Annotated in this window: 23 protein-coding genes; 10 read left to right on the forward strand and 13 right to left on the reverse strand. The window is 68.1% G+C overall.

Features of this window, described 5'->3' with window-relative positions; translation table 11 throughout:
* Window positions 1-5: 5 nt before the first annotated feature.
* The 5 genes from OOB33_RS21615 to OOB33_RS21635 are packed head-to-tail and all read right to left on the reverse strand — an operon-like array spanning window position 6 to window position 5,908.
* Window positions 6-464, reverse strand: a complete 459-nt coding sequence (locus OOB33_RS21615) for a PaaI family thioesterase (protein WP_271010173.1) — start codon at window positions 462-464, stop codon at window positions 6-8.
* A 55-nt stretch (window positions 465-519) separates the two neighbouring features.
* Window positions 520-753: a hypothetical protein gene (locus tag OOB33_RS21620; RefSeq protein ID WP_271010174.1), complete on the reverse strand. Its 234-nt coding sequence runs from the start codon at window positions 751-753 to the stop codon at window positions 520-522.
* 20 nt (window positions 754-773) lie between these two features.
* Window positions 774-2,585: an acyl-CoA dehydrogenase gene (locus tag OOB33_RS21625; protein ID WP_271010175.1), complete on the reverse strand. Its 1,812-nt coding sequence runs from the start codon at window positions 2,583-2,585 to the stop codon at window positions 774-776.
* On the reverse strand, window positions 2,585-3,760 hold the full coding sequence (locus OOB33_RS21630; RefSeq protein WP_271010176.1) for an acetyl-CoA C-acyltransferase: 1,176 nt from the start codon (window positions 3,758-3,760) through the stop codon (window positions 2,585-2,587). Before OOB33_RS21630 ends, OOB33_RS21625 begins: the two co-directional genes overlap by 1 nt.
* Before the next feature lie 51 nt (window positions 3,761-3,811).
* Window positions 3,812-5,908 carry a 3-hydroxyacyl-CoA dehydrogenase NAD-binding domain-containing protein gene (locus OOB33_RS21635; RefSeq protein ID WP_271010177.1) on the reverse strand — a complete coding sequence of 699 codons (2,097 nt, stop codon included), beginning with the start codon at window positions 5,906-5,908 and terminating at the stop codon, window positions 3,812-3,814.
* A 260-nt stretch (window positions 5,909-6,168) separates the two neighbouring features.
* On the opposite strand from OOB33_RS21635, the gene OOB33_RS21640 reads away from it, so the two are divergent.
* Together OOB33_RS21640 and OOB33_RS21645 are read left to right on the forward strand one after the other, a co-directional pair.
* Window positions 6,169-7,206: a DUF3667 domain-containing protein gene (locus OOB33_RS21640; RefSeq protein ID WP_271010178.1), complete on the forward strand. Its 1,038-nt coding sequence runs from the start codon at window positions 6,169-6,171 to the stop codon at window positions 7,204-7,206.
* Window positions 7,207-7,284: 78 nt separating this feature from the next.
* Window positions 7,285-8,526 carry a lipase family alpha/beta hydrolase gene (locus tag OOB33_RS21645; protein ID WP_271010179.1) on the forward strand — a complete coding sequence of 414 codons (1,242 nt, stop codon included), beginning with the start codon at window positions 7,285-7,287 and terminating at the stop codon, window positions 8,524-8,526.
* Between the two features lie 6 nt (window positions 8,527-8,532).
* On the opposite strand, the gene prsT is transcribed toward OOB33_RS21645, so the two are convergent.
* Window positions 8,533-11,391 carry an XrtA/PEP-CTERM system TPR-repeat protein PrsT gene (prsT, locus tag OOB33_RS21650; protein WP_271010180.1) on the reverse strand — a complete coding sequence of 953 codons (2,859 nt, stop codon included), beginning with the start codon at window positions 11,389-11,391 and terminating at the stop codon, window positions 8,533-8,535.
* 233 nt (window positions 11,392-11,624) lie between these two features.
* On the opposite strand from prsT, the gene OOB33_RS21655 reads away from it, so the two are divergent.
* The 6 genes from OOB33_RS21655 (at window position 11,625) to OOB33_RS21680 (ending at window position 16,171) form a co-directional block, all read left to right on the forward strand.
* A complete protein-coding gene (locus OOB33_RS21655) occupies window positions 11,625-13,127 on the forward strand; it encodes a protein adenylyltransferase SelO (RefSeq protein ID WP_271010181.1) in 1,503 nt (500 codons plus the stop codon).
* Window positions 13,124-13,540, forward strand: a complete 417-nt coding sequence (msrB, locus tag OOB33_RS21660; RefSeq protein WP_271010182.1) for a peptide-methionine (R)-S-oxide reductase MsrB — start codon at window positions 13,124-13,126, stop codon at window positions 13,538-13,540. The genes OOB33_RS21655 and msrB overlap by 4 nt, the downstream gene beginning before the upstream one ends.
* Window positions 13,541-13,606: 66 nt before the next feature.
* On the forward strand, window positions 13,607-14,284 hold the full coding sequence (locus tag OOB33_RS21665) for a septation protein A (RefSeq protein WP_271010183.1): 678 nt from the start codon (window positions 13,607-13,609) through the stop codon (window positions 14,282-14,284).
* The gene (locus tag OOB33_RS21670) at window positions 14,281-14,553 is read left to right on the forward strand and encodes a BolA family protein (RefSeq protein ID WP_102766445.1); all 273 of its coding nucleotides are present in this window, start codon (window positions 14,281-14,283) and stop codon (window positions 14,551-14,553) included. Before OOB33_RS21665 ends, OOB33_RS21670 begins: the two co-directional genes overlap by 4 nt.
* Window positions 14,554-14,612: 59 nt before the next feature.
* On the forward strand, window positions 14,613-15,416 hold the full coding sequence (locus OOB33_RS21675) for a peptidylprolyl isomerase (RefSeq protein WP_102766444.1): 804 nt from the start codon (window positions 14,613-14,615) through the stop codon (window positions 15,414-15,416).
* Between the two features lie 191 nt (window positions 15,417-15,607).
* The gene (locus OOB33_RS21680) at window positions 15,608-16,171 is read left to right on the forward strand and encodes a DUF2062 domain-containing protein (RefSeq protein WP_165794434.1); all 564 of its coding nucleotides are present in this window, start codon (window positions 15,608-15,610) and stop codon (window positions 16,169-16,171) included.
* Here the strand turns inward: OOB33_RS21680 and OOB33_RS21685 are convergent.
* Complete coding sequence (locus tag OOB33_RS21685; RefSeq protein WP_102766442.1) at window positions 16,168-16,881, reverse strand: ABC transporter ATP-binding protein; 714 nt, start codon at window positions 16,879-16,881, stop codon at window positions 16,168-16,170. The two genes, OOB33_RS21680 and OOB33_RS21685, sit on opposite strands and share 4 nt — an antisense overlap.
* Before the next feature lie 19 nt (window positions 16,882-16,900).
* Here OOB33_RS21685 and OOB33_RS21690 point away from each other — a divergent pair, with 19 nt between their 5' ends.
* Complete coding sequence (locus OOB33_RS21690; RefSeq protein WP_271010184.1) at window positions 16,901-17,608, forward strand: arylesterase; 708 nt, start codon at window positions 16,901-16,903, stop codon at window positions 17,606-17,608.
* 82 nt (window positions 17,609-17,690) lie between these two features.
* Here OOB33_RS21690 and OOB33_RS21695 read toward each other — a convergent pair whose 3' ends face one another.
* Together OOB33_RS21695 and def are read right to left on the reverse strand one after the other, a co-directional pair.
* Window positions 17,691-19,772 carry a DUF6600 domain-containing protein gene (locus OOB33_RS21695; RefSeq protein WP_271010185.1) on the reverse strand — a complete coding sequence of 694 codons (2,082 nt, stop codon included), beginning with the start codon at window positions 19,770-19,772 and terminating at the stop codon, window positions 17,691-17,693.
* A gap of 114 nt (window positions 19,773-19,886) precedes the next feature.
* On the reverse strand, window positions 19,887-20,423 hold the full coding sequence (gene def / locus OOB33_RS21700; protein WP_171826953.1) for a peptide deformylase: 537 nt from the start codon (window positions 20,421-20,423) through the stop codon (window positions 19,887-19,889).
* A 72-nt stretch (window positions 20,424-20,495) separates the two neighbouring features.
* Here def and OOB33_RS21705 point away from each other — a divergent pair, with 72 nt between their 5' ends.
* Complete coding sequence (locus tag OOB33_RS21705; RefSeq protein WP_271010186.1) at window positions 20,496-21,467, forward strand: MBL fold metallo-hydrolase; 972 nt, start codon at window positions 20,496-20,498, stop codon at window positions 21,465-21,467.
* A 6-nt stretch (window positions 21,468-21,473) separates the two neighbouring features.
* Here the strand turns inward: OOB33_RS21705 and OOB33_RS21710 are convergent, their stop codons facing one another.
* The 4 genes from OOB33_RS21710 to OOB33_RS21725 form a co-directional block, all read right to left on the reverse strand.
* Entirely contained in the window at window positions 21,474-22,760 is a 1,287-nt protein-coding gene (locus OOB33_RS21710) for a solute carrier family 23 protein (RefSeq protein WP_271010187.1), read from the reverse strand.
* Between the two features lie 99 nt (window positions 22,761-22,859).
* Window positions 22,860-24,383 (reverse strand): nitrogen regulation protein NR(I), encoded by a 1,524-nt coding sequence (gene ntrC, locus OOB33_RS21715; RefSeq protein ID WP_271010188.1) that lies wholly within the window; start codon window positions 24,381-24,383, stop codon window positions 22,860-22,862.
* 14 nt (window positions 24,384-24,397) lie between these two features.
* Complete coding sequence (gene glnL / locus OOB33_RS21720) at window positions 24,398-25,543, reverse strand: nitrogen regulation protein NR(II) (protein WP_442953056.1); 1,146 nt, start codon at window positions 25,541-25,543, stop codon at window positions 24,398-24,400.
* Window positions 25,544-25,600: 57 nt separating this feature from the next.
* Window positions 25,601-26,191 (reverse strand): hypothetical protein, encoded by a 591-nt coding sequence (locus tag OOB33_RS21725; RefSeq protein ID WP_243392677.1) that lies wholly within the window; start codon window positions 26,189-26,191, stop codon window positions 25,601-25,603.
* Window positions 26,192-26,380 lie beyond the last annotated feature (189 nt).

The following is a 26,380-nucleotide window of genomic DNA, read 5'->3' on the forward strand; positions in this document are numbered from 1 at the left end:
CCGGCTCAGTCGGCCTCGCGTCGTTGCAAGGGCTTGAGCGCGCGGCCGCGGGTCGGCAAGGCACGCAGGTATTTGAAGGTGGCGGTGGCGTGGGCCACCAGCTGGCCGTCCTCGCCGAGGATGGAGCCCTCGCAAAACGCCATGGTGGTGGAGCGGTGCAGCAGCTTGCCCAGGGCGCGCAACTCGCCCTCGCCGGGGCGCATGAAGGAGGTTTTCATCTCCACCGTCACCACGCCCGGGCCCATGCCCTCGGCCTTCATATGGATGCTGCGCGCCGCATGGGCCATGGCCACGTCCAACATGGTCATGAGCACGCCACCATGGGCCACCTCCCAGCTGTTCAGGTGACCCTCGGAGAGATCCACCCGCAGCTCGGCCTGGCCGTCGCCCATGCTGTGCAGCTCCAGGCCCAGCTGTTCGACAAAGGGGATGTGGAAAGGGAATTGAAGAGTAGATTTGCTCATCGGCGCGATTTCGAAAATGGCAGTGCCGCCATCATCGCAAATGCGCGGCTCTGCGCTATTTCAAGCGCGAGCGGATCCAGATCATCAGCGCACCGATCACGACCGCCACGCCGCCTTTGATCAGCAAGATCCAGCCCAGCAGCTCGGCATCGCTCAGACCCTGCTTCATCAAAAACACCCCCAGGATGACGGCCAGCAGGCCGCCGTAGATCAAGACCCAGATCAAGGCCTTGACGTGGCCCAGCCAGCGTGGCGGCGGGCGTTGCGATCGGTCTTTGTGCTCCTCCATCTGGGCGAGCCCTCCCCGACTCAGAACCACCCGTCCTGCATCTCGCGGCACAGCGGCTCGCGGCTCTCGACCACAGCCAGCCAGGCGCCGATCTTGGGCAGTTCATAACGATAGAAATACGCGGCGGCGGCGCGCTTGCCTTGCGCGAAGTCCGAGCTCACCGCTGCATCGTCCAGCGCCAGTGTGACATCCAGCCACAACCAGGCCAGCACCCCGTGGCCAAAAGCCTGCAGATACGGTGTGGCATTGGCCAGAGCCACCTCGGGCTCGCCCGTGGCCCAGGCGGCCTTGCTGGCCCGGCCCAGCTGAGCCAGGGCGGCCGCCAGCTGATTGGCCTGGGCCGCCAGGGCCGGCCGCTGCAGGGCGGCCTCGACCGTGCGGTTGATGCGCGCGACCAGCACGCGCAAGGCCTGGCCGCCATTCAGCACCACCTTGCGTCCCAGCAGGTCCAGGCCATGGATGCCGTGCGTGCCCTCGTGGATCATGTTCAGGCGGTTGTCGCGCCAATATTGCTCGACCGGAAAATCGCGCGTGTAGCCGGCACCGCCCAGCACCTGGATGGCCAGGCTGTTGGCCTCCAGGCACCATTCGCTGGGCCAGCTCTTGGCGATGGGAATCAAGACCTCGAGCAGCTGCGCCGCCTCGGCCGCCGCTTCCGGCGCCCCGGTCTTTTGCTCATCGACCAGGCGCGCGCAGAACAGCTCCAGCGCCAGCGCGCCCTCGACATAGCTCTTCTGCGCCAGCAGCATGCGCTTGACGTCGGCATGCTCGATGATCAGCTGCTGCGGCTGGGCTGCGTCCTTGACGCCCATTCCCAGGCTGCGTCCCTGCGGCCGCTGGCGGGCATAGGCCAGGCTGGCTTCAAAGCCGGCATAACCCAGCATGGTGGCGGCCAGGCCCACGGCGATGCGCGCCTCGTTCATCATGTGGAACATGCAGCGCAGGCCCTCGCCGGGCTGGCCGACCAGATAGCCGATGGCCCCTGCTCCGCCCTCGCCAAAGTTCAGCAGGCAGTTGCTGGTGCCGCGGAAACCCAGCTTGTGGTTGAGGCCGGCCAGGGCCACCGCGTTGCGCCGGCCGTTCAGCCGGCCATCGGCATCGACGCCATGCTTGGGCACGATGAAGAGCGAGATGCCGCGCGCGCCCGGCACCAGGCGGCCCTGGGCATCGGGGATCTTGGCCAGCACCAGGTGGACGATGTTCTCGCTCAGCTCATGCTCGCCGGCCGAGATCCACATCTTGTGGCCGCGCAAGCGGTAGCGCGGTCCCAGGGGGTCCTGTTCAAAACCCTCGCCATCGGGCACGGCCCGGGTCTGGATGTCAGACAAGGAAGAGCCCGCCTGCGGCTCGCTCAAGCACATGGTGCCGAACCAGCGGCCCTGCAGCTGCGGCTGGGCGAACACGGCGCGCTGGCGCTCGCTGCCATGGGCCAGCAGCAGATTGGCATTGCCCACGGTCAGCAAGGCATAGCCGCTGATGCCCACACTGGCCTTCTGGAAAAAGGCATTGGCGGCGGTCTCGATCACGCAGGGCAGCTGCAGGCCGCCCTGGGCCTCGTCCTGCGAGGCCGCCAGCATGCCGGAGGCGATGTAGGCATCCAGCGCCTGCTTGGTGGAGGCCGGCAGAATGACGCGCTCGCCGTCGAAGCGTGGCTCCTCGGCATCGCAGGCACGGTTGACCGGCGCGAACTGCTCGGCGGCGATGCGCTCGCAGCTGTCCAGCACGGCGGCATAGCCCTCCAGCGAATGCTCGGCAAAGCGCGGTCGCGCGCTCAGCGACTGGACCTGAAGCCAGTCGCGCAGCAGAAAGTCCAAGGTGGCGCGCAAAGCCATCACAGCACCTCGAAAACGCCGGCCGCACCCATGCCGCCGCCGATGCACATGGTCACGCAGATGCGCTTGGCGCCACGGCGCCGGCCTTCCAGCAGCGCATGGCCGGTCATGCGCTGGCCCGAGACACCGTAGGGGTGGCCCAGGGCAATCGCGCCGCCATTGACATTGAGCCGCTCCTGCGGAATGCCCAGCCGATCGGCGCAGTACAGCACCTGCACGGCAAAGGCCTCGTTCAGCTCCCAGAGGTCGATGTCGTCCACCGTCAGGCCCAGGCGCTGCAAGACCTTGGGCACGGCGAAGACCGGGCCGATGCCCATTTCATCGGGCTCGCAGCCGGCCACGGCAAAGCCGAGGAAGCGGCCGAGGGGCTGCAGGCCTTCGCGCGCGGCCAGGGCTTCGCTGACCAGCACGCAGGCGCCGGCGCCGTCCGAGAACTGGCTGGCATTGCCGGCCGAGACCAGGCCGCCGGGCAGCGCGCTGCGCAGGTCCTTGATGCCCTCATAGGTGGTGCCTTCGCGCAGGCCTTCGTCGTGGCTGACCGTCACTTCCCGCGTGCTCAGGCCGCGCAGCTTGTCGGCCACGCCCATCTGCACGGTGATGGGCGCGATTTCCTCGGCAAAGCGCCCGGCCGCCTGGGCGGCGCAGGCGCGCTGCTGGCTTTGCGCGCCGTACTGGTCCATGCGCTCGCGGCTGATGCTGTAGCGCTGGGCCACGGTTTCGGCCGTCTGCAGCATGCTCCAGTAGAGCTCGGGCTTGTGCTGTTGCAGCCAGGGCTCCTGAGCCATGTGGCGGTTCATCTCGTTTTGCACGCAGGAGATGCTCTCCACCCCACCGGCGACAAACACCTCGCCCTCGCCGGCCATGATGCGCTGGGCCGCCAGGGCAATGCTTTGCAGGCCACTGGAGCAAAAGCGGTTGACCGTCATGCCGCTGACGCTGACCGGCAGACCGGCACGCAGGGCGATCTGGCGGGCGATATTGCCGCCGGTCGTGCCCTCGGGGAAGGCGCAACCCATCAGCACATCCTCGACCCGCTCGGGCGCGAGACCGGCGCGGGCCACCGCGGCCTGCACCACATGGCCGCCCAGGGTGGCGCCGTGGGTCATATTGAAAGCGCCCTTCCAGCTCTTGGCCAGAGGGGTGCGGGCGGTGGACACAATCAGGGCGTGGTTCATGGCGATTCAGCTCCGAATTCTTCAGATGAGGGGTCGAGGCGGGAAGGATGATCAGCTGTTGAAGCTCTTGCCCTCGGCCACCAGGCGCTGCAGCAGGGGTGCGGGCTCCCAGAAGGCCGCATCGTCCCGCGGGTTGCGTGCCAGTCGCTTCATGGCCTGCCGCACATTGAAGAGGCCGAGGCTGTCGGCATAGCACATGGGGCCGCCGCGCCAGAGCGGAAAGCCGTAGCCGCTGAGGTAGACCATGTCGATGTCCGAGGCGCGCTGGGCGATGCCCTCCTCCAGCAGGCGGGCGCCCTCGTTGACCAGGGCCAGCACCAGGCGCTCGACGATCTCCTCATCGCGGATCTGGCGCGGCTGCAGGCCCAGAGCGGCGCGGTGCTCGGCCAGCAAGGCCGCCACTTCGGGCGAAGGCAGGGCCTCACGCCGGCCGGGCCGGTAGTCGTACCAGCCGGCTTGGGTCTTCTGGCCGAAACGGCCGCGCTCGCACAGGCGGTCAGCGCTTTGCGAGTAGCGCTGCTCGGGCCGCTCGATCGCGCGGCGCTTGCGGATGGCCCAGCTGATGTCGTTGCCGGCCAGGTCGTTCATGCGGAAGGGACCCATGGCGAAGCCAAAGGCCTCGGCCGCGCGGTCCACCTGCTCGGGCGAGCAGCCCTCGTCCAGCAAAAAGCCGGCCTGGCGCGCGTACTGCTCGATCATGCGGTTGCCGATGAAGCCGTCGCAGACACCGGCCACCACCGCCGTCTTGCGGATCTTCTTGGCCAGGGCCATGGCGGTGGCCAGCACATCGTGGCCGGTAGCCGCGCCGCGCACCACCTCCAGCAGCTTCATCACCTGGGCCGGGCTGAAGAAATGCAGGCCCAGCACGTCCTGCGGGCGGCGGGTGAAACCGGCGATGGTGTTGATGTCCAGGGTCGAGGTGTTGGAGGCCAGGATGGCACCGGGCTTGGCCGCGGCGTCGATCTGCTCGAAGACCTGGCGCTTGACGTCCAGATCCTCGAACACCGCTTCGATCACCAAGTCAGCATCGGCGATGTCGGCATAGCTCAGGCTGCCGCGCAGCAGGGCCATGCGCGCGTCCAGCTTGTCCTGCTTGAGCTTGCCTTTGCTCAGCTGCGCCTCATAGCTGCTGCGGATGCGTGCCAGGCCGCGCTCCAGCGCCTCGGCCTGGCTTTCCAGCAGCACGACGGGCAGGCCGGCGTTGAGGAAATTCATGGCAATGCCGCTGCCCATGGTGCCGGCGCCGATCACGGCCACCTGGCGGATCTCGCGCAGCGGCGTGCCGGGCGGCAGATCGGCGATCTTGGACGCTGCCCGCTCGGCCACAAAAGCATGGCGCAAGGCCTTGGACTCGGGCGTGATCATCAAGGCCGCAAAGCCCTCCCGCTCGGCGCGCAAGCCTTGCTCGAAGGGCAGGTTCACGGCCGCAGCCACCGCCTCCAGGCAGCGCAGCGGCGCTGGGAAGTTGCGGCTCTGCGCGGCCACCATGTTTCGAGCGAACTGGAAGAAGGCCTCAGGGTTGGCATGTGTGGCGGGCAGATCGCGCACGCGCGGCAGCGGGCGCTGCGTGGCGATCTCGCCGGCAAAGGCCAGGGCCGCCTCCAGCACCTCGCCAGCCACCACCCGGTCAAACAGCTTTTGCCCCGGCACCTGAGCCAGCAGTTCGGCCGCCACGATCTCGCCGCTGACGATCAGGTTCAGCGCCGCCTCGACACCGAGGGCGCGCGGCAGGCGCTGCGTGCCGCCGGCGCCGGGCAGCAGGCCCAGCTTGACCTCGGGCAGGGCGACCTTGGTGCCGACTGCCACCACGCGGTAGTGGCAGCTCAGGGCCAGCTCCAGACCTCCGCCCATGCAGACGCTGTGCACGGCCGCCACCACCGGCTTGCTGCAGGCTTCGACCAAGGCCACCACGCTGGGCAGATTGGGTTCGCTCATGGCCTTGGGGCTGCCGAACTCCTTGATGTCAGCCCCGCCCGAGAAGGCCGCGCCGGCGCCCGTCATCACCACGGCCGTGACGACCGGGTCGGCCTCGGCCCGCTCGATGGCAGCGACGATGGCCTGGCGTGTCGCCAGGCCCAGGCCGTTGACCGGCGGATTGTTCAGGGTGATGACAGCGCTGCTGCCGCGGACTTCGTAGAGGGTGGACATGGGCGTGCGTGGCGAATGGTGGGTGGCCTGTGGGTGAACAGGTGAACAAGTGAACGGGTGAAGGGGCCGGCGGCTCGTGGACAAGGTCTGTGTTTCACGATTCACGATTCGCAATTCACCCGTTCACCCGTTCACCCCAAAAAAGAACGATCGTTCGATTCTAGGCAGATGCACCCGGCAGGGCTGTCGCACCCGGATCAGGGTTAGCCCGAGTCGGCCGGCTTGCGCCTACTATGCTCGGCCTTCCAGAATCGACACCTATGCGTCTTTCACTGCGTCCCCCTCGCTTTTTTGCTGCCGTCCTGCACCCCGACATCCCCAGCGATCCGGCGCTCTGCCCCAACTGCGGCAGCCGTTTCGCCGAGCCACGGCCGAACTACTGCGGTGAATGCGGGCAGGAATCGCGGGTGCGCGCCCCGACCCTGGGCGAGTTCACCCAGCAGCTCGGTGGTGCCTACATCTCGATGGAAGGCGCGCTCTGGCGCACGCTCTGGCGTCTGCTGCTCCTGCCCGGACAGCTGACGCTGGAGTATCTGAAAGGCCGCCGCCGCCGCTATGTGCTGCCCCTGCGCCTGTACCTGACCATCAGCGTGCTGGCCTTGCTGGCCCTGCGCCTGGTGACGGCGCCCAAGCTGGAGGCGCAAGCCGAAGAGGACGCACAAGCCGCTGCTGCCATCGCTGTCACGGCGTCAGCGCCAGCATCCACGGCCTTGCAGGCAGGCACTCCAGCATCGGCGCCTGCCTCGGCAAGCCGCGGCGCCGTGGTGGAGCTGGACCCGGGCGACGACCAGAACTTCCAGGTCGGTGGCCTGGCCGGCCTGCGCTTTGGCATCAAGAACCAGAAGTTCTTTTGCGAGGGCCTGCCCGCGTCCATGTGCAAGCGCCTGGAAAAGCGCCTGGCCCAGGGCCGCGGGCACCTGAAGCAGGAAATCCTGCATGTGGTCACGCGCAGCCTCAACAACCTCGGCCTGACGATGTTCCTGCTGCTGCCGGCCTTTGCCCTGTGGCTGAAGCTGATCTTCATCGACAAACGCCTGCGCTACACCGAGCACCTGGTCTTTGCCCTGCATCTGCATGCTTTCTGGTTCGCCATGCTGCTGCTGATGCTGGTTCCGGTGGAGGGACTGCAACTGACCGCCACATTCGCCAGCATGGGCTACGCCCTGGTCGCCATCCAGCGCGTCTACCGCACGCGCTGGTGGAGCACGCTGCTGCGGTCCTCGCTGCTGGCCACGCTCAATATGTGCGTGACCTCCTTGATCCTGGCCCTACTCTTCCTGGCCAATCTGGTGAGCTGAACCTAGGCACGGGCGGGCTGGGCCGCCCACAATGCGCGGGCGCGGCGCGATCTCTCGTCATCCGCCCGCCTGCTGCCCATGCCCAAGCCCACACGCCGCAAGGCCACCCATTTGCTGAGCGCCCGCGAGCTGCGCGGCCTGGCCCAGCTGGCCACCCAAGGCACGCTGGGCGTGACCGACATCGTCGAAGGCATGCATCAGGCCGTCTGGTCACGGCTGGGACTTCAGGGCCGCCGCGAGGAGGAAAAAACCCGCAGCGCCGGCCTGACCGGCCTGGTCTACCGCAGCATCCGCGGCAGCACACGCCTGCTGGGCCGGGGTGTCGACCAGCTGCTGGCCGCCTGGCCGGCCGATGAATCGCAGGAGGCCGGCGAGCCCTCGCCCCAGCGCCTGGCCCTGCTGGCCGCACTCAACGGCGTGATGGGCGACCATCTGGCCGAGAGTGGCAACCCGCTGGCCCTGGCCATGACGGTGCAGAACCCCGATGCGCTCAGCGCGGCGCCCACGGGCCACCTGCTGCTGCTGATCCACGGCCTGTGCATGAACGATCTGCAATGGCGCAGCGAGAACAAGGCCGGCCAAGCCCATGACCACGGCGAGATCCTGGCCCGCTCCCTGGGCGCAAACCGGCTCTACCTGCGCTACAACTCGGGCCGCCATATCTCGGAGAACGGCCGCGACCTGGCACAGCTGCTGCAGCAGACCGTGGACGCCTGGCCGGTGCCGGTCAAACGCATCACCCTCGTCGGCCACAGCATGGGCGGCCTGGTGGCGCGCAGCGCGGTGAAGCTGGCACAAGACCAAGGTCTGGGATGGCGCGAGCGTGTTCACAGCCTGGTCTGCCTGGGCTCGCCGCACCAGGGCGCGCCGATGGAGCGGGCCGGGCACTGGGTGGACCTGCTGCTGGGCAGCAACCGCCACAGCGCCCCGCTGGCCCGCCTGGGCCAGTTGCGCAGCGCCGGCATCACCGACCTGCGCCACGGCCTGGTGCAGGACGCCGACTGGCAGGGCCGCGACCGCTTTGCCGCGGGCCCTGTGCCGCAGCAAGCCCTGCCCTTGCCGGCGGGCATCGCCTGCTACGCACTGGCCGGCACCACGGCCACCAAGCGCAGCCCTATGGCCGACCGCCTGCTCGGCGATGGCCTGGTGCCTCTGCGCAGCGCCCTGGGCGAGCATGAGGACCCCACCCTGCGCCTGGACTTCGCGCCCGAGGCGCGCCACATCGCCTACCGCACCGGTCACCTGCAGCTGCTCAGCAGCCCGGCGGTCAGCCGGCAGCTGCTGGCCTGGCTGGCACCGTCGCCAGGCAACTCCAAATAAAGCGCTTCAGAGCCCGCGCAGCAGCTGCTGCACTTCAGCCTGGTTGCCGTACTGCTTGCCCACGGTGGCCAGTCGGTTCAGCTCGGCCGCGGCCAGGCGCTTGTCGCCGGACTTGAGGTAGAGCTTGGCCAGACGCAGGCGCAGTTCGTGGTTCTGCGGCTGCAGCTCCAGGGCCTGGGTCTGCACCTCGATGGCGCGCTGCAGCTTGTTCTCCGCCTCCAGCACCGAGGACAGGGTGTCCAGGAAAGGCGCCTGCTTGGGCGCCAGCTGCACCGCCTTCTCGGCCAGGGCCAAGGCGCCGGGCTTGTTGAGCTTCATACCCAGCCAGGCCAGGTTGTTGAGCACGGCCGGGTTTTCGGGCTGCAGCTTCTGCACGGCGGCAAAGCGCGCTTCGGCCGCCTGCAGCTGGCCCTGGGTCAGCTCGACACCACCGATGTAGAACAGAAACTCGGCATCGTCCGGATGGGCCTTGATCCAGTCGGCCGTGTGCTTGTCGGCCTCAGCCTTGTTGCCGGCAGCGCTTAGCACGTAGTGCAGCTTGCTGGCGATGGTGCTGTCGGGCGCCTTGTCCAGGCTGCGGCGCATGGCGGCGGCGGCTGGCGCCCAGGCTTTCTGCTGGGCCTGGACATCGCCTTCCAGGCTGTAGCCCAGGGGCGAGCCCGGCGCGCGCTTTTGCAGGGCGGCGGCGGTGGCAAGCGCCTCCTTGACTTCGCCATTGCTCAGCTGCACCTCGCCCAGACGGCGTTGCACGACCAGGTTGTCGGGGGCCAGCTCCAGCGCACGCTTGAGGTGGCCGATGGCCGTGGGGTATTTCTTCAAGGCCACATAGACCTCGGCCAGACGAAGGGACGGCAGCGGCGAGCGCGGCTGGGCACGGGCCAGGGCATTGAAGGACTCCAGCGCCTGCTGGTATTCGCCAGCCAGGGCACGCGCGCGACCTTGAGCCTCCATCAGCTCGGGGCTCTCCGGCAAGGCAGCCACGCCCTGCTCGGCAGCGCTCAACGCGGCCTTGAGGTTCTGCGACTTCAGCTGGAAATCGATCAGTGCCACGCGCGCTGCGGGGGCATTGGGCTTGGTGGTGATGGCCTTGGTGATCATGGCCTCGACCTCGGCCTTGGTACCGCCGGCCTGCTCATGCAGCTCGGCCAGGGCCAGTTGGGCGTTGACGTTGTCGGGCTGGGCCACCAGCAAGGCCTCGAAGCGCTTCTTGGCCGCCGCGGGCTGCTTGTCGTTCAGATCCAGCGAAGCCAGCAAGGCGGCGGCCGGGTAGAAGGTGGCGTCCACCTTCAGGGCTTGTTCAAGGCTCTTGCGCGCGGCCGGCACATCGCGGCGGGCCAGGTAGACCAGGCCGCGCAGATTGTGAGCCATGGGTTTGTTGGGCTGCTTGCGCTCCAGCACCTCGATCGCGGACAGGGCCTTGTCGAGATCGCGGCGCTGCAGATGCGCACGGATCAAGGCCACATCGGCCACGGTGCTGGGGTCGGCATCGGAAATGGTCTTGAGCTCGGCCAGCACCTCTTCGGGCGAGGCCGTGCCGGCCTTGCCCAGGGCGAGCTGGGTGCGGCTGCGCATATCTCCGGGGTTGAGCTTGGCGGCCTGGGCAAAGAAGGCCGCAGCCTTCTTGTCATCGCCGTTCTGGCGGTAGGCCTCGCCGGCCAGGGAGAAGAGCTGGGCGTCCACCACATTGCCGTTTTGCAGCAGCGGCGAGATCACGGCCACGGCGCGCGCGGGCCGGCCGGTCAGCAGGTAGACCTGGGTCAGCATGCGGCGGGCGATGCCCAGATTGGGCGCCAGCTTGAGGGCCTTGCCCAGATGCTCTTCGGCCTGCACATAGCCCTTGAGCTCAAACTCGACCGCGCCGGCCAGCTGCAGGGCCAGGGGGTTCTCGGGCGCCTGCTTGAGCAGCTGCTGGCTGAGCTCGCGGGCGCGGTTGAAATCGCGCTGGCGGAAGGTCAGCAGGGCTTCGAAATACACGGTTTGCGGGTGGCTGGGCAGCACCTTCTTGAGTGCAGCCAGCTGCTCGGTGGCGGCCGGCAGGTCGCCGTTGTCCAGCCAGAAGTTGAGCAGGCCGGTATGGGCCGCGGCATCGCCGGGCTGCAATTTGATGGCCTCGCGGTAGGCCTCGACTGCAGTCTTGGCCGTGCCGGTCAACGCGCTGCCAGCCTCCGGCGCCGAACTGGCGCCGGCCACGCCGGCACTGGCCGCCGCGGCGAGCGCCTGGGCGCCCTCGACCCGCCGGTTGACCATCAGGATGTCACCCTTGAGGCGCCAGACCTCGGCCAGCTTGGGGTCGCGCTGCAAAAGGCTGTCGATCATCTGCAGGGCCCCGGTGAAGTCGCCATCGCGCGCCTTCATGCGCACTTGCAGGGTCTGCGTGGGCGGGTACTCGGGCTGCAGCTGCAGAGCTTCGGCAATGGCCGCATGAGCCTTGTCCGAAGCACCGGTCGACTCAAAAGCGATGGCCAGCGAGGTCAGCAGATCGGCTTGCGACTTGGGATCGCCGAGCTTGGTGCTGCCCTGCTGTTCGATCAACGCCTTGAACGCTTCATTGGCCACCTGGGCGCGGGCCATCAGGGGAACGACCTGGTCGGCCGCGAACTTCAACGCGATCGCCTTACCCAGCTCGACCTCGGCCGAGCGGCTGTCGCCGACATCGAGGAAGGCCTTGCCCAGCATGAAACGAGCCTCACCAGACTCGGGCGACTTCTGCAAGGCGTTTTTGAGCTGGATGATGGCGGTCTTGCTGTCGCCCTTGCCGATCGAGGTCTTGGCCGAGGCCATCAGGCTGTCATAACTCTCTCCACCACAGGCTGCGAGCAGGCAAGCGGTCAACAGACTGGTGGCAATCAGCTTGGGCGTGGACATGGGCAGTGGCGGCAAGAGCGCGGTCAGAGAACAAAGGCGATCACCCGGGGCGACAAGCTGGGCCGGGCGGGATGGGCAAAGCCGGCAAAGTATAGGGTCCACCCAGGCGTGGACAGGAAGCGCCAGCCCCTCGGCCAGGGGGCTGGCTGTGCGAGGGCCGAGCGGCCGCTGGCAGCGCCGCTCCAGCAGCCCCACAGACCCTGAGGCCAGGGGTGGCTGGCTACACTGAGCTCATGAGTTTTCCAAGCGCCTCGCCGCCCCAGGCCGAACACTGGCGGAACCGTTTTGCCAGCCTGGGCCCGGCCTTCTTCACCGAGCTGCCGCCGCAAGGCATGCCGCAACCGGTCTGGGTGGCGCACAGCGCCAGCTGCGCGACCGAGCTCGGCTGGCCCGAGAACTGGTGGCAGCGCGAAGACTGGAACGCCTTGCAGGTGCTCAGCGGCAATGCCGCCTGGCCCGGCATGCGCAGCCTGGCCAGCGTCTACAGCGGCCACCAGTTCGGTGTCTGGGCCGGCCAGCTCGGCGATGGACGCGCGCACCTGCTGGGCGAGATCACCACGCCCAGCGGCAGCCTGGAGCTGCAGCTCAAGGGCGCCGGCCTCACGCCCTACTCGCGCCGCGGTGACGGCCGCGCTGTGCTGCGCTCCTCGATCCGCGAGTTCCTCTGCTCCGAGGCCATGCACGCGCTGGGCATCCCCAGCACCCGCGCCCTGGCGCTGAGTGCCTCGGCCCTGCCGGTGCGGCGCGAGAGCCTGGAGACTGCCGCCATCGTCACCCGAGTGGCACCGAGTTTTCTGCGCTTTGGCCATTTCGAGCACTTTGCTCACCACCAGAAGCCGGTGCAGCTGCGCCAGCTGGCCGATCACTTCATCGCCGAGCACGCGCCGGCCTGCCTCGAATCGGGCGCGCCCTACATCGCCCTGCTGGAGCAGGTGGCGCGCCAGACCGGCAGCCTGCTCGCCCATTGGCAGGCCGTAGGCTTCTGCCACGGGGTGATGAACACGGACAATATGTCCATGCTGGGCCTGACCATCGACTACGGCCCCTTCGGCTTCCTCGACGGCTTCAACCCCGGCCACATCTGCAATCACTCCGACCACCAAGGCCGTTATGCCTTTGCCCGCCAGCCCAGCGTGGCCTTCTGGAACCTGCATGCCCTGGCCCAGGCCCTGCTGCCCTTGATCCAGAACGAGGGCGAAGCCCCCGAGGCCGCCAGCGAGCGCGCACTCGATGCGATCGAGCCCTACAAGCTAGCCTTCAGCGAGCGCTTCATCGCCCTGATGCGGGCCAAGCTGGGCCTGCACAGCGCGCAGGCCGAAGACACCGCCCTGATCGACGACTGGCTGCGCCTGCTGGCCGCCACCCAGGTGGACTACACCATCGCGCACCGCCGGCTCAGCCAGTTCGGCCTGCACGATGACCCCGGCGCCTTGCGTGACCTGTTCCTGGACCGCGAGGCCTTCTACGCCTGGGCCCAGCGCTACCGCAGCCGCCTGCAGGCCGAGGCCAGCCAGGATGGCGCGCGTCAGGCGGCCATGCGCGCCGTCAACCCGGCCGTGGTGCTGCGCAACCATCTGGCCGAGGGCGCCATCCGCGCCGCCCAGGTCGGCAATTTCTCCGAGACCCAGCGCCTGCTGCAAGTGCTGCAGCGGCCGTTTGACGAGCCCACGCAGGCCAGCGATGCGGCCTTCCCGCCCGATTGGGCCTACACCCTGGAAGTGTCCTGTTCATCATGAGCGACCCCAAAAAACAGTACCCGGTGCAGAAGAGCGAGGCCGAATGGCGCGCCCAACTCGACCCGATGCAATACCAGGTGGCCCGCCAGGCCGGCACCGAACGCGCTTTCACCGGCAAGTACTGGGACCATTTCGAAAAGAACGGCCTCTACCGCTGCGTCGGCTGCGGCGAAGCGCTGTTCGCGCCCGAGACCAAGTTCGATGCCGGTTGTGGCTGGCCCAGCTACTGGGCGCCGGTCAGTTCGGAGCTGATCGAGCGCATCGTCGATGAAAGCCACGGCATGGTGCGCATCGAAGTGCGCTGCAACAACTGCGGCTCCCACCTGGGCCATGTCTTCCCGGACGGCCCCGAGCCCACGGGCGAGCGCTTCTGCATCAACTCGGCCGCGATAGACTTCGCGCCCAAGCCTTGAGGACTCCCTTCGCGGCTGCCTGTTGACGAATTCCCCGCGAGGCCCACCGCCCCGCCGCTCTTGCACATGAAGCTCCTGCTCGACTTTCTGCCGCTGATCCTGTTCTTTGCCACCTTCAAATACGCAGAGGCCCACAAGGACTGGGCCGCGGCCTTTGCCACCGAGCATTTCGGTTTCATGGTGTCGGGCGGCAAGGTCGGCACCGAAGAGGCCGCCGTGCTGCTGGCCACCCTGGTGGTGATGGTGGCCACGCTGACCCAGGCCCTGCTGCTCAAGCTGCGCGGCAAGAAGATCGACCTGATGCTCTGGATCAGCCTGGCCCTGGTCGTGATTTTGGGCGGGGCGACCATCTGGTTCCACAACGAAACCTTCATCAAGTGGAAGCCCACCGGCCTGTACTGGGGCATGGCCCTGGTGTTCTGGGGCTCGGCCCAGTTCTTCAAGAAGAACCTGATCCAGAAGATGCTGGGCGCCGAGCTGGAGCTGCCCGCCTTTGTCTGGCAGAACCTGAACCGTGCCTGGGTGCTGTTCTTCGCCACCCTCGGTATTGCCAATCTCTACGTGGCCTACAACTTCTCGACCTCGACCTGGGCCGACTTCAAGGTCTTCGGCGTCACCGGATTGATCCTGGTGTTCACCGTCGCCCAGGGCGTCTATCTGAGCCGCCACCTGCCCGAGCCGCCGGCCGAAGACAAGGCCGACGAGAAGCCCACGGCCCAGGAAGCCCAAGGACCCCAGGCATGAGTCACCCCGCCCTGAGCCAGGAAATCCATGCCCGGCTGCAAGCCGCCCTCAGTCCCGAATCGCTCGAGGTGCAAGATGACAGCCACCTCCATGCCGGCCACGCCGGTGCCCGGGAAGGTGGGCATTACTCCGTGCGCATCTGCAGCAGCCGCTTCGCCGGCCTGGGCCGCGTGGCGCGCCATCGGCTCGTATATCATTCGTTGGGTGAGTTGATGCAGCAAGGCATCCATGCGCTGGCGATCGACGCCAGCACACCCCAAGAAAACTGATTCTTCACACAATCGATCAGCGCCGATACGGCGCATTTTTTTAGCCTAAAGCCCTACCCATGAAGAAGTTTGTGCTTGCCGCCTCCGTCGCGGCCCTGTCCGCTGCGCTCCTGCCCATGTCGGCCAGCGCGCAGAACCTCGCCATCGTGAACGGCAAAGCCGTGCCCAAGGCACGCGCCGAGCAGCTGATCGGCCAAGTCACCAAGAGCGGCCAACAGCCCCGCACGCCGGAGCTGGAAACCCAGGTCAAGGATGAAGTCGTGCTGCGCGAGATCTTCATGCAGGAAGCCGAGAAGCGCGGCATCCCGGCCAGCGCCGACTACAAGGCCCAGATGGAACTGGCCCGTCAGAGCATCCTGATCCGCGAACTGTTCGCCGACTACGCCAAGAAGAACCCCGTCACCGAAGCCGACGCCAAGGCCGAGTACGAGAAGTTCAAGGCCCAGAACAGCGGCGAAGAAGTGCGCGCCCGCCACATCCTGGTCGAGAAGGAAGACGACGCCAAGGCCCTGATCGCCCAGATCAAGGGTGGCGCCAAGTTCGAAGAGCTGGCCAGCAAGAACTCCAAGGACACCGGCTCGGCCGCCAATGGTGGCGACCTGGACTTCGCCAAGCCCAGCAGCTATGTCCCTGAGTTCGCCGAAGCCATCACCAAGCTGAAGAAGGGCGAAATGACCGACGCGCCGGTCAAGACCCAGTACGGTTTCCACATCATCAAGGTCGAAGACACCCGCGAAGCCCAGTTCCCGGCCTTCGACGACGTCAAGGCTCAGATCCTGCAGCGCCTGCAACAGCAGAAGGTCGGCGCCTTCCAGCAAGAGCTGAAGAGCAAGGCCAAGACCGACTACAAGTTCGCCAACTGATGTGCCATTGCGCTGCGCGCCCGCGGCCGCGCGCTCAAACCCTGAGTTTGGGCGGCGGCTTCTCGGCCCGCAGCGCCTGAGGTCCGCACCAAGACCTGCAGGATCAGAACCCGCGCAACGCCCTTCGGCGTCCGCGGGTTTTTCATGAGCGAAAGACGCCACCCACCCTGCCCGCCCGCCGAGGTTCTCGCTTGCCTGCCTCCCGCCTCGCCCGCCGCATCCTGCCCCACCCGGACACCCTGGCCGACACGCCGGGTCTGCGCTGGCTGGGCCACTACCTAGCACCACGTCCCTGGCTGTGGGTCGCACACCGACGCCGCGTGGCCCTCGGCGTGGCCGTGGGCCTGGCCATCGGCGTCATCCCCTTGCCAACCCAGATGGTGCTCGCGGCTGTGCTGGCCATCATCTGCCGCGCCAATGTGGCCGCAGCCATTGCGGCCACCTGGCTGACCAATCCCTTCACCTTGGTGCCGATCTGGAGCCTGGCCATCGCGCTGGGCCGCCTGGCCTCGGGGCACAACGGGCCGATCGCCACGCCGGAGATGCTGGCCATCACCTGGAGCGAGCCTTCCAGCTGGCTGCCCTCGGCTTGGGCCTGGGTGCAGGCCCTGGGAGAGCCGCTGCTGATCGGCCTGCCCCTGGCCGGACTCACGCTCGGAGCTGCGGCCTATTTCATCGTGTACATCGGCTGGTGGGCCGTGATCCGCGGCGAACGCTGGCGGCGGCTGCGCCAGCGTGCGCGCAACCGCCGCTAAACGGCTGCTGCTGCAGGTTCTGCCGCATGCTGACCGGTCTGCTCGAGCAAGCGGCCGGCTTCGATGCGCAACTGCCGCTGGCAGCGCTGCGCAATCGCCAGATCGTGGGTGACGAGCACCAGGGTGGTGCCGGCTTCCCGGTTCAGCTCGAACATCAGCTCCATCACCGCCGCGCCGGTCGCGAAATCGAGGCTGCCGGTGGGCTCGTCGGCCAGCAGCAGGGCTGGCCGCTGCACAAAGGCGCGCGCCAGCGCCACGCGCTGCTGCTCACCGCCCGAGAGCACGCGCGGGTAATGCCCCAATCGCTCGGACAGCCCCACCCGACCCAGCATCTGCGTGGCCAGACTGCGCGCCTGCGGATCGCCCCGCAGCTCCAGCGGCAGCATCACGTTCTCCAGCGCCGTCAGGTTCGGCAGGAGCTGGAAGCTCTGGAACACAAAGCCGAGCTCGGCGCCGCGCACCGCGGCGCGCTGGTCTTCGTCCAGCACAAACAGGTCCTGGCCACGCAAACGCACCGTGCCGCTGCTGGGCGTGTCCAGGCCGGCCAGGATGGCCAGCAAGGTGCTCTTGCCTGAGCCCGAGGCACCGACGATGGCCACCGATTCCCTCGCCCGGAGCGAAAAGCTGATGTCATGCAGAATGCCCAGCTCACCGGTCGCATCACGCACCCGTTTGTTGATGTGATCGACTTCCACAAGAATTTCGGACATGACGGAAGAACCCCAAGGAATGACAAAGGACTGGACGAAGACGCCCGCGGCCCCCGCACGGCGCAGCGTGCTGAAGCAAGCCCTGCACTGTAGCGCCTGCATCCTTGGCCTGGCTTTCGCAGGGTCGGCGATCGCCCAGACCCAAGCCACGGCGACTTCCGAGCGCAAGCTGCTGGTGCTGGGCGACAGCCTCTCGGCCGAATACGGCCTGGCCCGCGGTCAGGGCTGGGTGGCCCTGCTGGAGCAGAAGCTGGCCGGCCACAAGCTGCCGCAAGGCCGGCGCTACCAAGTCGTCAATGCCAGCATCAGCGGCGAAACCACGGCCGGCGGCCGCGCGCGCCTGGAGCCCTTGCTCAAGCTGCACAAGCCGGCCGTGCTGATCATCGAGCTGGGCGGCAACGACGCCCTGCGCGGACTGCCCCTGGCCAGCAGCCGCGAGAACCTGCTGGCCATGGTGCGCGCCGGCAAGGCCGCCGGCGCCAAGGTGCAGCTGGTGGGCATGCAGGTGCCGCCCAATTACGGCGCCAGCTATGCGCGCGAATTTGCGAGCCTGTTCCCCGAGGTGGCCAAGGCCGAGAAGATCGCCTTGACGCCCTTCCTGCTGGCCGGTTTCGCCGAAAAGGCCGATGCCGAAAGCTGGTTCCAGCCCGACCGCATCCACCCCCTGGCCAAGGCCCATCCGCTGATGCTGGACCAGGTCTGGCCGGTGTTGCTGCCCCTGCTCTGAACGCCCGCTGAAACGAAGAAAAAAAGCGCTGCGCCCGGGAAGGCGGCAGCGCTTGGGCTGAGACGGCGGAGGTTGGTGGCGCTCAGCGCTCCATATCGCGGCGATCGCCGTTGCGGCGCGGCGGTCCGTCCTGATGGCCACGCTGCGGGCCTTGCGGCTCGCTGCGCGGGGCCGGCTGCGGCGGTGCGGCCTGCGGCGCACGCTGCGGCAGAGCCGCAGGCTCGGCCGAGCGGGGACGCTCGATCTGGCGTTCCATCGGGCGCTCCGGGGGGCGCTCGATCTGGCGCTCGGGCATGCGCTCGGGCCTTGGCGGGCCGGCACGCTCACCGCGATCGCCACGGTCCCCGCGCTCACCGATGCGATCGGCCCAGGGCCGCGGCGCGGGCTCGCTTTGCCCCTGCACCTGCGCCTGCGGCATGGGCGCGGCCGGCGACTGAGCGGGCTGAACCTGAGGAAGCGAGGGGTTGGCTCGTTCACGCTCGCGTTCACGCTCCACACGTTCCACACGCGCCGCACCACCGCGCCAGGGCAGCTCGGGCGCGGCCGAGGGCGAAGGGTTGGCTTGCACCGGGCCGTTCTGACCAGGCACCGGCTCGCGGCTGGGCAGGCTGCTGCCCATCTCGTTGCGCTGCGGGCCGTTGAAACGCCCTTCCCTTGCTTCACGGGGCTCACGTGGCTCACGGGCCGGCAGATCAGCCCCTGCCTCGCGCTGGATCTCGCGGCGGCGCTGGCCGAGGTTGTCGTTGCGCCAGGGCACCTCGGCCGGGTTGCGGCCTTGGGCCGAGTCCAGGCCCGGTGCCGGGTTCGGGCGCTGCGGCAGCACGGCGGCCAGGTCCTGGCGGGCGGGCGGTGCCGGCAAGCTGCGCACCGGGCCGGCCTCGGCCACCGGCATGGCCCGCACCGGGCCGCCTGAGCCGGGCAGATAGCTGATGGCGCCGCCGATCTCGCGGTTGCTGCGCGGCTTGTTCACCGTGACCGGGTCGCGGTCGAAATGGTTGTTCAGCCGCGCCACATAGCCGGGGCTGTGGCGGAAGCCGGGCACATAGACCTCTCGCGGGGCCAGGGGGTACCAGCCGTAGTGCGGGCGCGGCGGGCGCACGCCGCCGCCGATGCTGATGCCCACCGACACGGCCGGCCCACCAACCCAGGCGACCAGGGCCGGGGCATAGACCGGGCGCGCGACATAGCGGCCCGGCGACCAGCACCAGCGGCCACCCCAACTGACCCAGCGGCCATAGTGGAATGGCGCAAAACCCCAGGGCGCGTCATCGACCCAGCTCCAGCCCCAGTGGCGGGTCCAGACCCAGCGGCCGTAGCGGTACGGCGCCCAATCGGCCACCACCACGGTGGGAATCCAGACCGCGCCATGCTCGGGCGACTGCTCCCAGCGGCCATGGCGGTCCAGGTCTTCGGCGCCGGTCATCTCGGGCGAGACATAGCGCTGGCTCAGGCCCAGGTTGACGCTGTCCCCCTCTGACCGGCTTTGCGCGCTGAGCCAGTCGATGAAGCCATCACCCTGCAGGCGCTGGCGCTCGGCGCGCGGGCCACCGGCCCACCAGAATTCCGCCTGCTCGCCGTCTTGCAGCCAGACCGGCAGCACGTTTTCGCCCTTGCCCGATTCAAAGCGCAAGCGGCCTTGCAGGGCAAAGCCGCGGCTGCCGCGATCCAGCTGCTCGACGCGGTACAGGCCCTCGCGCTCGGCGAAGAACAGGCCTTCGCGGGTCTGCACCTTGTACTCGTTGACGGCCTCCTGCGAGCGCAGGCGAAGGCCCAGATCGCCCTTGGCCAGGAGCAGCAGCACGCGGCCCTCGTCGAGCTGGCTGATCTCCAGATCGCTGCGTTCATCGAGCCAGAAGCTGGTGGAGCCGACGCGCAGGCTGACGCGCGAACGATCGTCGGTGCGCAGGCGGTCGCCCTCGGAAATGGTCTGGTTGCGCGTCACCCGCGTCCATTCCTTGGCCTCGGCATCGAACAGCCAGGCCTCGCCGATCACCTCGGAGACCCGGCCGGCCCGCGTGGGCGGATCGCCGGCGTTGGCCGGCTCGGCCTGGGCCGCGGGCCCGCCGATCAGGCCCAGCACCGCCACGGCCAGACACAAACCCTGGCGCCAGGCCCCGAGCAGCGCAGAGGCGGGTGAGAAATTTCGGGCAGCAGTGATTCTCATGACAAGCTCCTGTGACCTGCGTTCAACGCGCCACCGGGCGCGGCGGAGGACCGTCTTTACAAAGAATCACCACGCCGGGCGCGAGGTGCAGGCCACGCGCCCGAAAGGAGCGTCTCAGTCGTCTGCCGCCGGGTCCAGCTCCGGGAACAGCACCGAGGTGAAGCCAAAGCGGCTGAAATCCTTGACGCGCATCGGGTAGAGGATGCCGTCGAGATGGTCGCATTCATGCTGGACCACGCGGGCATGGAAGCCCTCGGCCTCGCGCTCAAAGGCCTGGCCTTCGGCGTCAAAGCCGCGGTAGCGCAGGCGTGCGTGGCGCGGCACCACGCCGCGCAGACCCGGCACCGAGAGGCAGCCTTCCCAGCCCTCTTCATCGGCCGCGCCGAGCAGCTCGATCTCGGGGTTGATCAGCACGGTGGGCGGCACGGGCGGCGCGTCCGGATAGCGCACATTGCTCTGGTAGCCAAAGATCACCAGGCGCAGGTCCACACCGATCTGCGGCGCGGCCAGGCCGGCGCCGTTGGCCGCCTTCATCGTCTCAAACATGTCGGCGATCAGGCTGCGCAGCTCGGGCGTGCCGAAGTTGGTGACCGGCTGGGCCACGCGCAGCAGGCGCGGGTCACCCATCTTCAGGATTTCATGCACGGCCATGGCAGCGTCGCTCAGGTTTGAGATCAGTTAAGGTGGGCGGATTCTAGAAGTGAGCCTGGAGACACACCCGCCATGCACGACTTTGTCCAGCCCCTCGGCCATGGCATCTATGCCATCGACACCGGCTTTCAGCGCCCACAGTTCGACGCCGCCTACCTGATGGTGGAGGCCGGCCGTGCCGCCTTCATCGACACCGGCACCAACCACGCCGTGCCGCGCCTGCTGGCGGCGCTGGGCGACTTGGGCTTGGGCCCGGAAGCGGTGGACTGGGTGATCCCCACCCATGTGCATCTGGACCATGCCGGCGGCGTGGGCCTGCTGATGCAGTCCCTGCCCCAGGCGCGCCTGGTCGTGCACCCGCGTGGCCTGCGCCATCTGATCGACCCGACCGCGCTCTACATGGGCGCCAAGGCGGTCTACGGCGAGGCCGAGATGCAGCGCTCCTACGGCCGCCTCGTGCCGGTGCCGGCCGAGCGAGCCCAGGCCAGCAGCGATGGCGAAACCCTGCATCTGGCCGGCCGGTCCCTGCTGCTGCTGGACACCCCTGGCCATGCGCGCCACCACCACTGCATCTGGGACGCGCACAGCCGCGGCTGCTTCACCGGCGACACCTTCGGCCTGAGCTACCGCGAGTTCGACACCGCGCAAGGCGCCTGGGCCTTGCCGACCAGCACGCCGGTGCAGTTCGAGCCCGAGGCCCTGAAAGCCTCGATGGATCGCCTGCTGGCTTTGCAACCCACCCAGCTGTTCCTGACCCACTACAGCCGCGTCGGCGGCAGCGTGGCCGAGGTGCAGCGCCTGGGCCAGCTGCTGCGCGAGCAGATCGACGAGATGGTGGCCCTGGCCCATGCCGCCCCGGCCGGCGCCAGCCCCGAGCGCCACGCTTTTCTGAAAACCGGGCTGGAGGCCATCTACCTGCCGCGCCTGCATGCCCATGGCTGCACGCAAAGCCTGGTGGCGCAGCTGGGCTTGCTGGAGATGGACATCGAGCTCAACGCCCAGGGCCTGGGCGTCTACCTCGACAAGCGTGCGGCGGCAGCCTGAAGAAACTCAGTCCTTGCGACCAAAAGAGAGAAGTGCATAGAGCAGGATGGCGCCGAAGGTGGCCGTTCCGATGCCACCCAGCGCAAAACTACCCAGCTTCAAGGTGTAGTCGCCCGTGCCCAGCACCAGCGTGATGGCGACCACCAGCAGATTGCGGCTGTCGCTGAAGTCCACCCGCTTGTCCACCCAGATCTTGGCGCCGGCCACCGTGATCAGGCCGAAGACCACGATGCTGACCCCGCCCATCACGGCCAGCGGAATCGCCTGGATCAGCGCCCCGAACTTGGGGCTGAAACCCAGCAGCACGCCCAGCAGGCCGGCGATCACGAAGATGGCGGTGGAGTAGATGCGGGTGGCGGCCATGACGCCGATGTTCTCGGCATAGGTGGTCACGCCGGTGCCGCCGGCGGCGCCGCTGACCATGGTGGCCAGGCCATCGCCCATGAAGGCACGGCCCATGTCGGCGTCGAGGTTGCGGCCGGTCATGGCGCTGACAGCTTTCAGGTGACCGAGGTTCTCGGCCACCAGCACCACCACCACGGGCACGATCAGCAGCAAAGCCTGGGGCTCGAAGACCGGGCTGGCAAAACGCGGCAGGCCCACCCAGGCAGCGCTGGCCACACCCGAAAGGTCGATCGGCTTGCCCAGGCCCAGGCCATTGGTCAGCAGTGCGTAGAGCAGGCTGGCGGCCAGCAGGCCCAGCAAGATCAGCAGGCGCTGGGCCATGCCGCGGCTGTACACCGCGACCAGGGCCACGCTCAAAAAGGTGGCGCCTTGCATCCAGGCATCGAAGCCGGTGGGGGCCATGTTCTTGATCGGGATGGCGGCCAGGTTCAGGCCGATCACGGCCACCACGGCGCCGGTCACCACCGGCGGCATCAGTCGCTCGATCCAGCCCGTGCCCAGCCAGGACACCAAAGCGCCGATCGCAAAGTAGACCGCGCCGCAGGCGATGATGCCGCCCAGAGCCAGTCCGATATTCGCGTTAGGTCCCGCGCCGGTGTAGCCGGTGGCGGCGATCACCACACCGATGAAAGCAAAGCTCGATCCCAGATAGCTGGGCACCCGGCCACCCACCATCAGGAAGAAGATCAGCGTGCCGATGCCGCTCATCAGGATGGCGACATTGGGGTCGAAGCCCATCAGCAGCGGCGCCAGCACGGTGGCGCCGAACATGGCGATCACATGCTGCAAGCCCATGGCCAGGGTCTGCGGCCAGGGCAGGCGCTCGTCGGTCTGCACCGCCTGCCCGTCCCGGGCAGGCACCTCACGCCAATTGAAAAGTCCGCTCATGCTGCGTGCGCTCCATCTTGTTGTTTGTGAATGATGTCGCGCAGTGTAGTGAGGCCGGCCCGGCTCCGACCCAGGGCTTGCACGCAGCTCTGAGGGGCCTCAGACGTCCAGACCCAACTCTTGGATCTTGCGCGTGATGGTGTTGCGGCCGATGCCCAGCTTCTGGGCCGCCTCGATGCGGCGGCCATGGGTCAGCTCCAGTGCGGCGGTGATCAGGCTGGCTTCGAAGCGGCGGCTCAGCAGCTCCCAGACCTCGGGCTCACCGGCAGCCAGCAGGCGGCGCGCTTCGCGGGCCATTTCCATGACCCAGGCCTCGTGCGCGGCCGATGCACCAGACAAGGGCGCAACGGCGGCAAGCGGCGCGCCAGCACTCGCCCCAGTTTGGGGCAAGACTTGACCCTGACCCGGCCCCTCGGCCAGGGCGCTGCCCTCCTCGCCCCGCTCCAGCGAGAGCTCAGCAGCGCTGCCGGGCGCTTGCAGCAGCTCCTGCGGCAGGTCCTTGGCCTCGACCACCTGGCTGGGCGCCATGACGCTGAGCCAATGGCAGATGTTCTCCAGCTGGCGCACATTGCCAGGGAAATCAAAGGCCAGCAGCTGGGCCAGGGCGGCCTCGCTGAGGCGCTTGGTTTCCACGCCCAGCTCGGTGGCGCTGCGCTGCAGGAAAAAGCGCGCAAGCACGCCGATGTCCTCGCGCCGCTCGCGCAGCGGCGGCAGGCGCAGGCGGATCACATTGAGGCGGTGGAACAGGTCTTCGCGAAAGGCGCCCTGGCGCACGCGCGATTCCAGGTTCTGGTGGGTGGCGGCGATCACGCGCACATTGGCGCGCAGCGGGCTGTGGCCGCCGACGCGGTAGAACTGGCCGTCGGACAGCACGCGCAGCAGGCGGGTCTGCAGCTCCAGCGGCATGTCGCCGATTTCATCGAGAAAGAGCGTGCCGCCGTCGGCCTGCTCGAAGCGCCCGCGCCGCGTGGCCTGTGCGCCGGTGAAGGCACCGCGCTCGTGGCCGAAGAGCTCGCTCTCCAGCAAGTCCTTGGGGATGGCGGCCGTGTTGATGGCGACAAAGGGGCCCTCGGCGCGCGGGCTGTGCTTGTGCAGGGCACGCGCAACCAGCTCCTTGCCCGAGCCCGATTCGCCGGTGATCAACACCGTCACATGGCTCTGGCTCAGGCGGCCGATGGCACGGAAGACATCCTGCATGGCGGGCGCCTGGCCCAGCATCTCGGGCACTTGCGCGGCGGCCTCGTCGGCCACGGCCTCGCGCTGGCTTTCTTCCTGGGCGCGGCGGATCAGCTCGACCGCACGCGGCAGGTCAAAAGGCTTGGGCAGGTATTCAAACGCACCGCCCTGGAAGGCGGCGACGGCGCTGTCGAGATCGGAGTAGGCCGTCATGATGATGACGGGCAGATGCGGCAGGCGGGCCTTGACCTTGGCCAGCAGGTCAAGACCTGAGCCTCCGGGCATGCGGATGTCGGACACCAGCACCTGCGGGCTGTCCTCTTCCAGCGCGGCCAGCAGATCGCGGGCGTTGCTGAAGCTGCGCACGGGCAGGCCCTCGCGGCTCAAGGCTTTTTCCAGCACGAAGCGGATGGAATGATCGTCGTCGACAACCCAGATGGATTTCATGCGGCTGGTTCCCTCTAGGGCAGGGGCAAGGTGATGCGAAAGTCGGTCCGGCCCGGCTCGCTTTCACAGTCGATCATGCCTTGGTGCTGTTGGGCGATCGTCTGCGCCAGCGTCAGGCCAAGGCCGGAACCGCCCTCTCGCCCCGAGACCAGGGGGAAGAAGATGCGATCACGAATCTCGGCCGGAATTCCGGGGCCGTTGTCCTCGACATGCAATTCCAATGCCAAGCGCCAGCGCTGCTTACCAATCGTCACCTGCCGGGCCACCCGCGTGCGCAAGGTGATGCAGGCATCACCCGCCGCCATGCGGGATTGCAAGGCCTGGGCCGCGTTCTGCACGATATTGAGCACGGCCTGGATCAGTTGCTCGCGGTCACCGCGGAAATCGGGCAGCGAGGTGTCGTAATCGCGCTTGATCGACAGGCCGCGCGGATGCTCGACCAGCACCAGGGCGCGCACCCGCTCGCAAACCTCGTGGATGTTGACATCGGCCACCACCGGCGCATGGCGGTGCGGGGCCAGCAGGCGGTCGACCAGGCTCTGCAGGCGATCGACCTCATGGATGATGACTTGGGTGTACTCGCTGAGCTCGGCCCCCATCTCGGTGGGTGCCAGCTCCATGGCCAGCAGCTGCGCGGCGCCGCGGATGCCGCCCAGCGGGTTCTTGATTTCGTGCGCCAGATTGCGCGTCAGCTCCTTGGTGGCCTGCACCTGGTCAAGCGTGCGCTCTTCGCGGTCCTGGCGGGTCTGCTGGGCGTTCTCGATCAGTTCGATCAAGACCAGATCGCCGCCGCGCGGCGCGGCCGAACCGGCCTCCAGCTGCGAGACGATCACGTGCACCGGCACCAGCACCTCGTGCGGGCGCACGCCACGGCGCAGCAAGGCATCGAAGCGGCTGCTGGAATAGGCGTTGCGGGCCACGCCCTCGACCGTGTCGCGCAGGCGGCCGGCTTCGGCAAACCAGTCGTAGAGGCTGCTGCGCTGCACGGCGCGGCGCGACAGGCCCATGACGTTTTCAAACGCGGTGTTGGCGAACAGGCATTCGCCGTCCGGGCGGACCACGGCCACCATGGTGGCCAGCATGTCCAGGGCATCGAACACCGGCGGTGTCCGCTCGGCCTCGGTCAGAGGCACGGAATGGGTGGGAGCACTGGGGCTCATGAGAACAACTCCTGGGTGCCGCTGCGCGCGCCCCAGACCGGCGACGATCGCCGGGCCTCAGGACGGCAGCTTGCTGATTTCGCGTTTGAGCGCCGCGACATCGCTCTCCTGGCGCGCGATGCTGGCCTTGAGCTCGGCCATGCGGTCCAGGTAGCGCTGGTAGTTGCGCTCGTCGGCGCGTCGCTCGGCGTTGCCGCCGGCGTATTCACGCTGCGTGGTGGCCAGGCGTTCCTCGGCCTCGCGCAGCTCGGTTTCCAGCACGCGGCGGCGTTCGTTGTCGCGGCTGCGCTGCTGGCTCGGGTCGACCCGGCCGCCATCGCTGCTGCTGCGCGCCGCGGGCGTGCCGCTGGCTTCACCATGCGAGCCCCCGGCCGTGCCTGCCGTGCCCGCCTTGGGCTTGGGCGACTGCACCACGGTGATGGGCGAGCCCTCGATGGTGCGGCAACCCTTCTCCAACGCTTCCTTGGCCGACAAGGCATCGGTGTAGAGCACCGGCGGGCCGGGGCAGCGGTAGACCGTGCCTTGGGCCTGGGCGCCCGAGGCCAGGGCCGAGATGAGCGCGCCCGCACTCCAAACGGCCCATTTCGGCAGACCGGCTCGGGCACTCTTGCGGATCGAAGTCATCGGCGAAGCGGATCGGATCAACATGGCGCGATTGTGGCCCATGTGCTGTGCCTGCAGTCAACGCACAAACCCGCTGAATCCCGCCTTGTCCTGCGCAACCCACAAGCGAGGAACCCGGGCCGGGCATGAAAAAGGACGGCCGAGGCCGTCCTTTGCGGTGAGCCTTGCGGCTCGTGAAAGCCCGGCCTGCAGCGCACATCACGGCACGCTGAG

Source organism: Paucibacter sp. B51 (genome assembly GCF_027863535.1).
Classification (GTDB): Bacteria; Pseudomonadota; Gammaproteobacteria; order Burkholderiales; family Burkholderiaceae_C; genus Paucibacter_A; species Paucibacter_A aquatilis.

Coding starts and splice junctions, on each gene's coding strand:
- OOB33_RS21670 (WP_102766445.1), top strand. CDS start 14,281: ATGAGTCACCCCGCCCTGAGCCAGGAAATCCATGCCCGGCTGCAAGCC.
- def (WP_171826953.1), bottom strand. CDS start 20,423: ATGGCCGTGCATGAAATCCTGAAGATGGGTGACCCGCGCCTGCTGCGC.
- prsT (WP_271010180.1), bottom strand. CDS start 11,391: ATGTCCACGCCCAAGCTGATTGCCACCAGTCTGTTGACCGCTTGCCTG.
- OOB33_RS21625 (WP_271010175.1), bottom strand. CDS start 2,585: ATGGCTTTGCGCGCCACCTTGGACTTTCTGCTGCGCGACTGGCTTCAG.
- OOB33_RS21675 (WP_102766444.1), top strand. CDS start 14,613: ATGAAGAAGTTTGTGCTTGCCGCCTCCGTCGCGGCCCTGTCCGCTGCG.
- OOB33_RS21640 (WP_271010178.1), top strand. CDS start 6,169: ATGCGTCTTTCACTGCGTCCCCCTCGCTTTTTTGCTGCCGTCCTGCAC.
- OOB33_RS21705 (WP_271010186.1), top strand. CDS start 20,496: ATGCACGACTTTGTCCAGCCCCTCGGCCATGGCATCTATGCCATCGAC.
- OOB33_RS21710 (WP_271010187.1), bottom strand. CDS start 22,760: ATGAGCGGACTTTTCAATTGGCGTGAGGTGCCTGCCCGGGACGGGCAG.
- OOB33_RS21685 (WP_102766442.1), bottom strand. CDS start 16,881: ATGTCCGAAATTCTTGTGGAAGTCGATCACATCAACAAACGGGTGCGT.
- OOB33_RS21725 (WP_243392677.1), bottom strand. CDS start 26,191: ATGTTGATCCGATCCGCTTCGCCGATGACTTCGATCCGCAAGAGTGCC.
- OOB33_RS21620 (WP_271010174.1), bottom strand. CDS start 753: ATGGAGGAGCACAAAGACCGATCGCAACGCCCGCCGCCACGCTGGCTG.
- OOB33_RS21630 (WP_271010176.1), bottom strand. CDS start 3,760: ATGAACCACGCCCTGATTGTGTCCACCGCCCGCACCCCTCTGGCCAAG.
- OOB33_RS21655 (WP_271010181.1), top strand. CDS start 11,625: ATGAGTTTTCCAAGCGCCTCGCCGCCCCAGGCCGAACACTGGCGGAAC.
- OOB33_RS21665 (WP_271010183.1), top strand. CDS start 13,607: ATGAAGCTCCTGCTCGACTTTCTGCCGCTGATCCTGTTCTTTGCCACC.
- ntrC (WP_271010188.1), bottom strand. CDS start 24,383: ATGAAATCCATCTGGGTTGTCGACGACGATCATTCCATCCGCTTCGTG.
- OOB33_RS21645 (WP_271010179.1), top strand. CDS start 7,285: ATGCCCAAGCCCACACGCCGCAAGGCCACCCATTTGCTGAGCGCCCGC.
- OOB33_RS21690 (WP_271010184.1), top strand. CDS start 16,901: ATGACAAAGGACTGGACGAAGACGCCCGCGGCCCCCGCACGGCGCAGC.
- msrB (WP_271010182.1), top strand. CDS start 13,124: ATGAGCGACCCCAAAAAACAGTACCCGGTGCAGAAGAGCGAGGCCGAA.
- OOB33_RS21635 (WP_271010177.1), bottom strand. CDS start 5,908: ATGTCCACCCTCTACGAAGTCCGCGGCAGCAGCGCTGTCATCACCCTG.
- OOB33_RS21695 (WP_271010185.1), bottom strand. CDS start 19,772: ATGAGAATCACTGCTGCCCGAAATTTCTCACCCGCCTCTGCGCTGCTC.
- glnL (WP_442953056.1), bottom strand. CDS start 25,543: ATGAGCCCCAGTGCTCCCACCCATTCCGTGCCTCTGACCGAGGCCGAG.
- OOB33_RS21615 (WP_271010173.1), bottom strand. CDS start 464: ATGAGCAAATCTACTCTTCAATTCCCTTTCCACATCCCCTTTGTCGAA.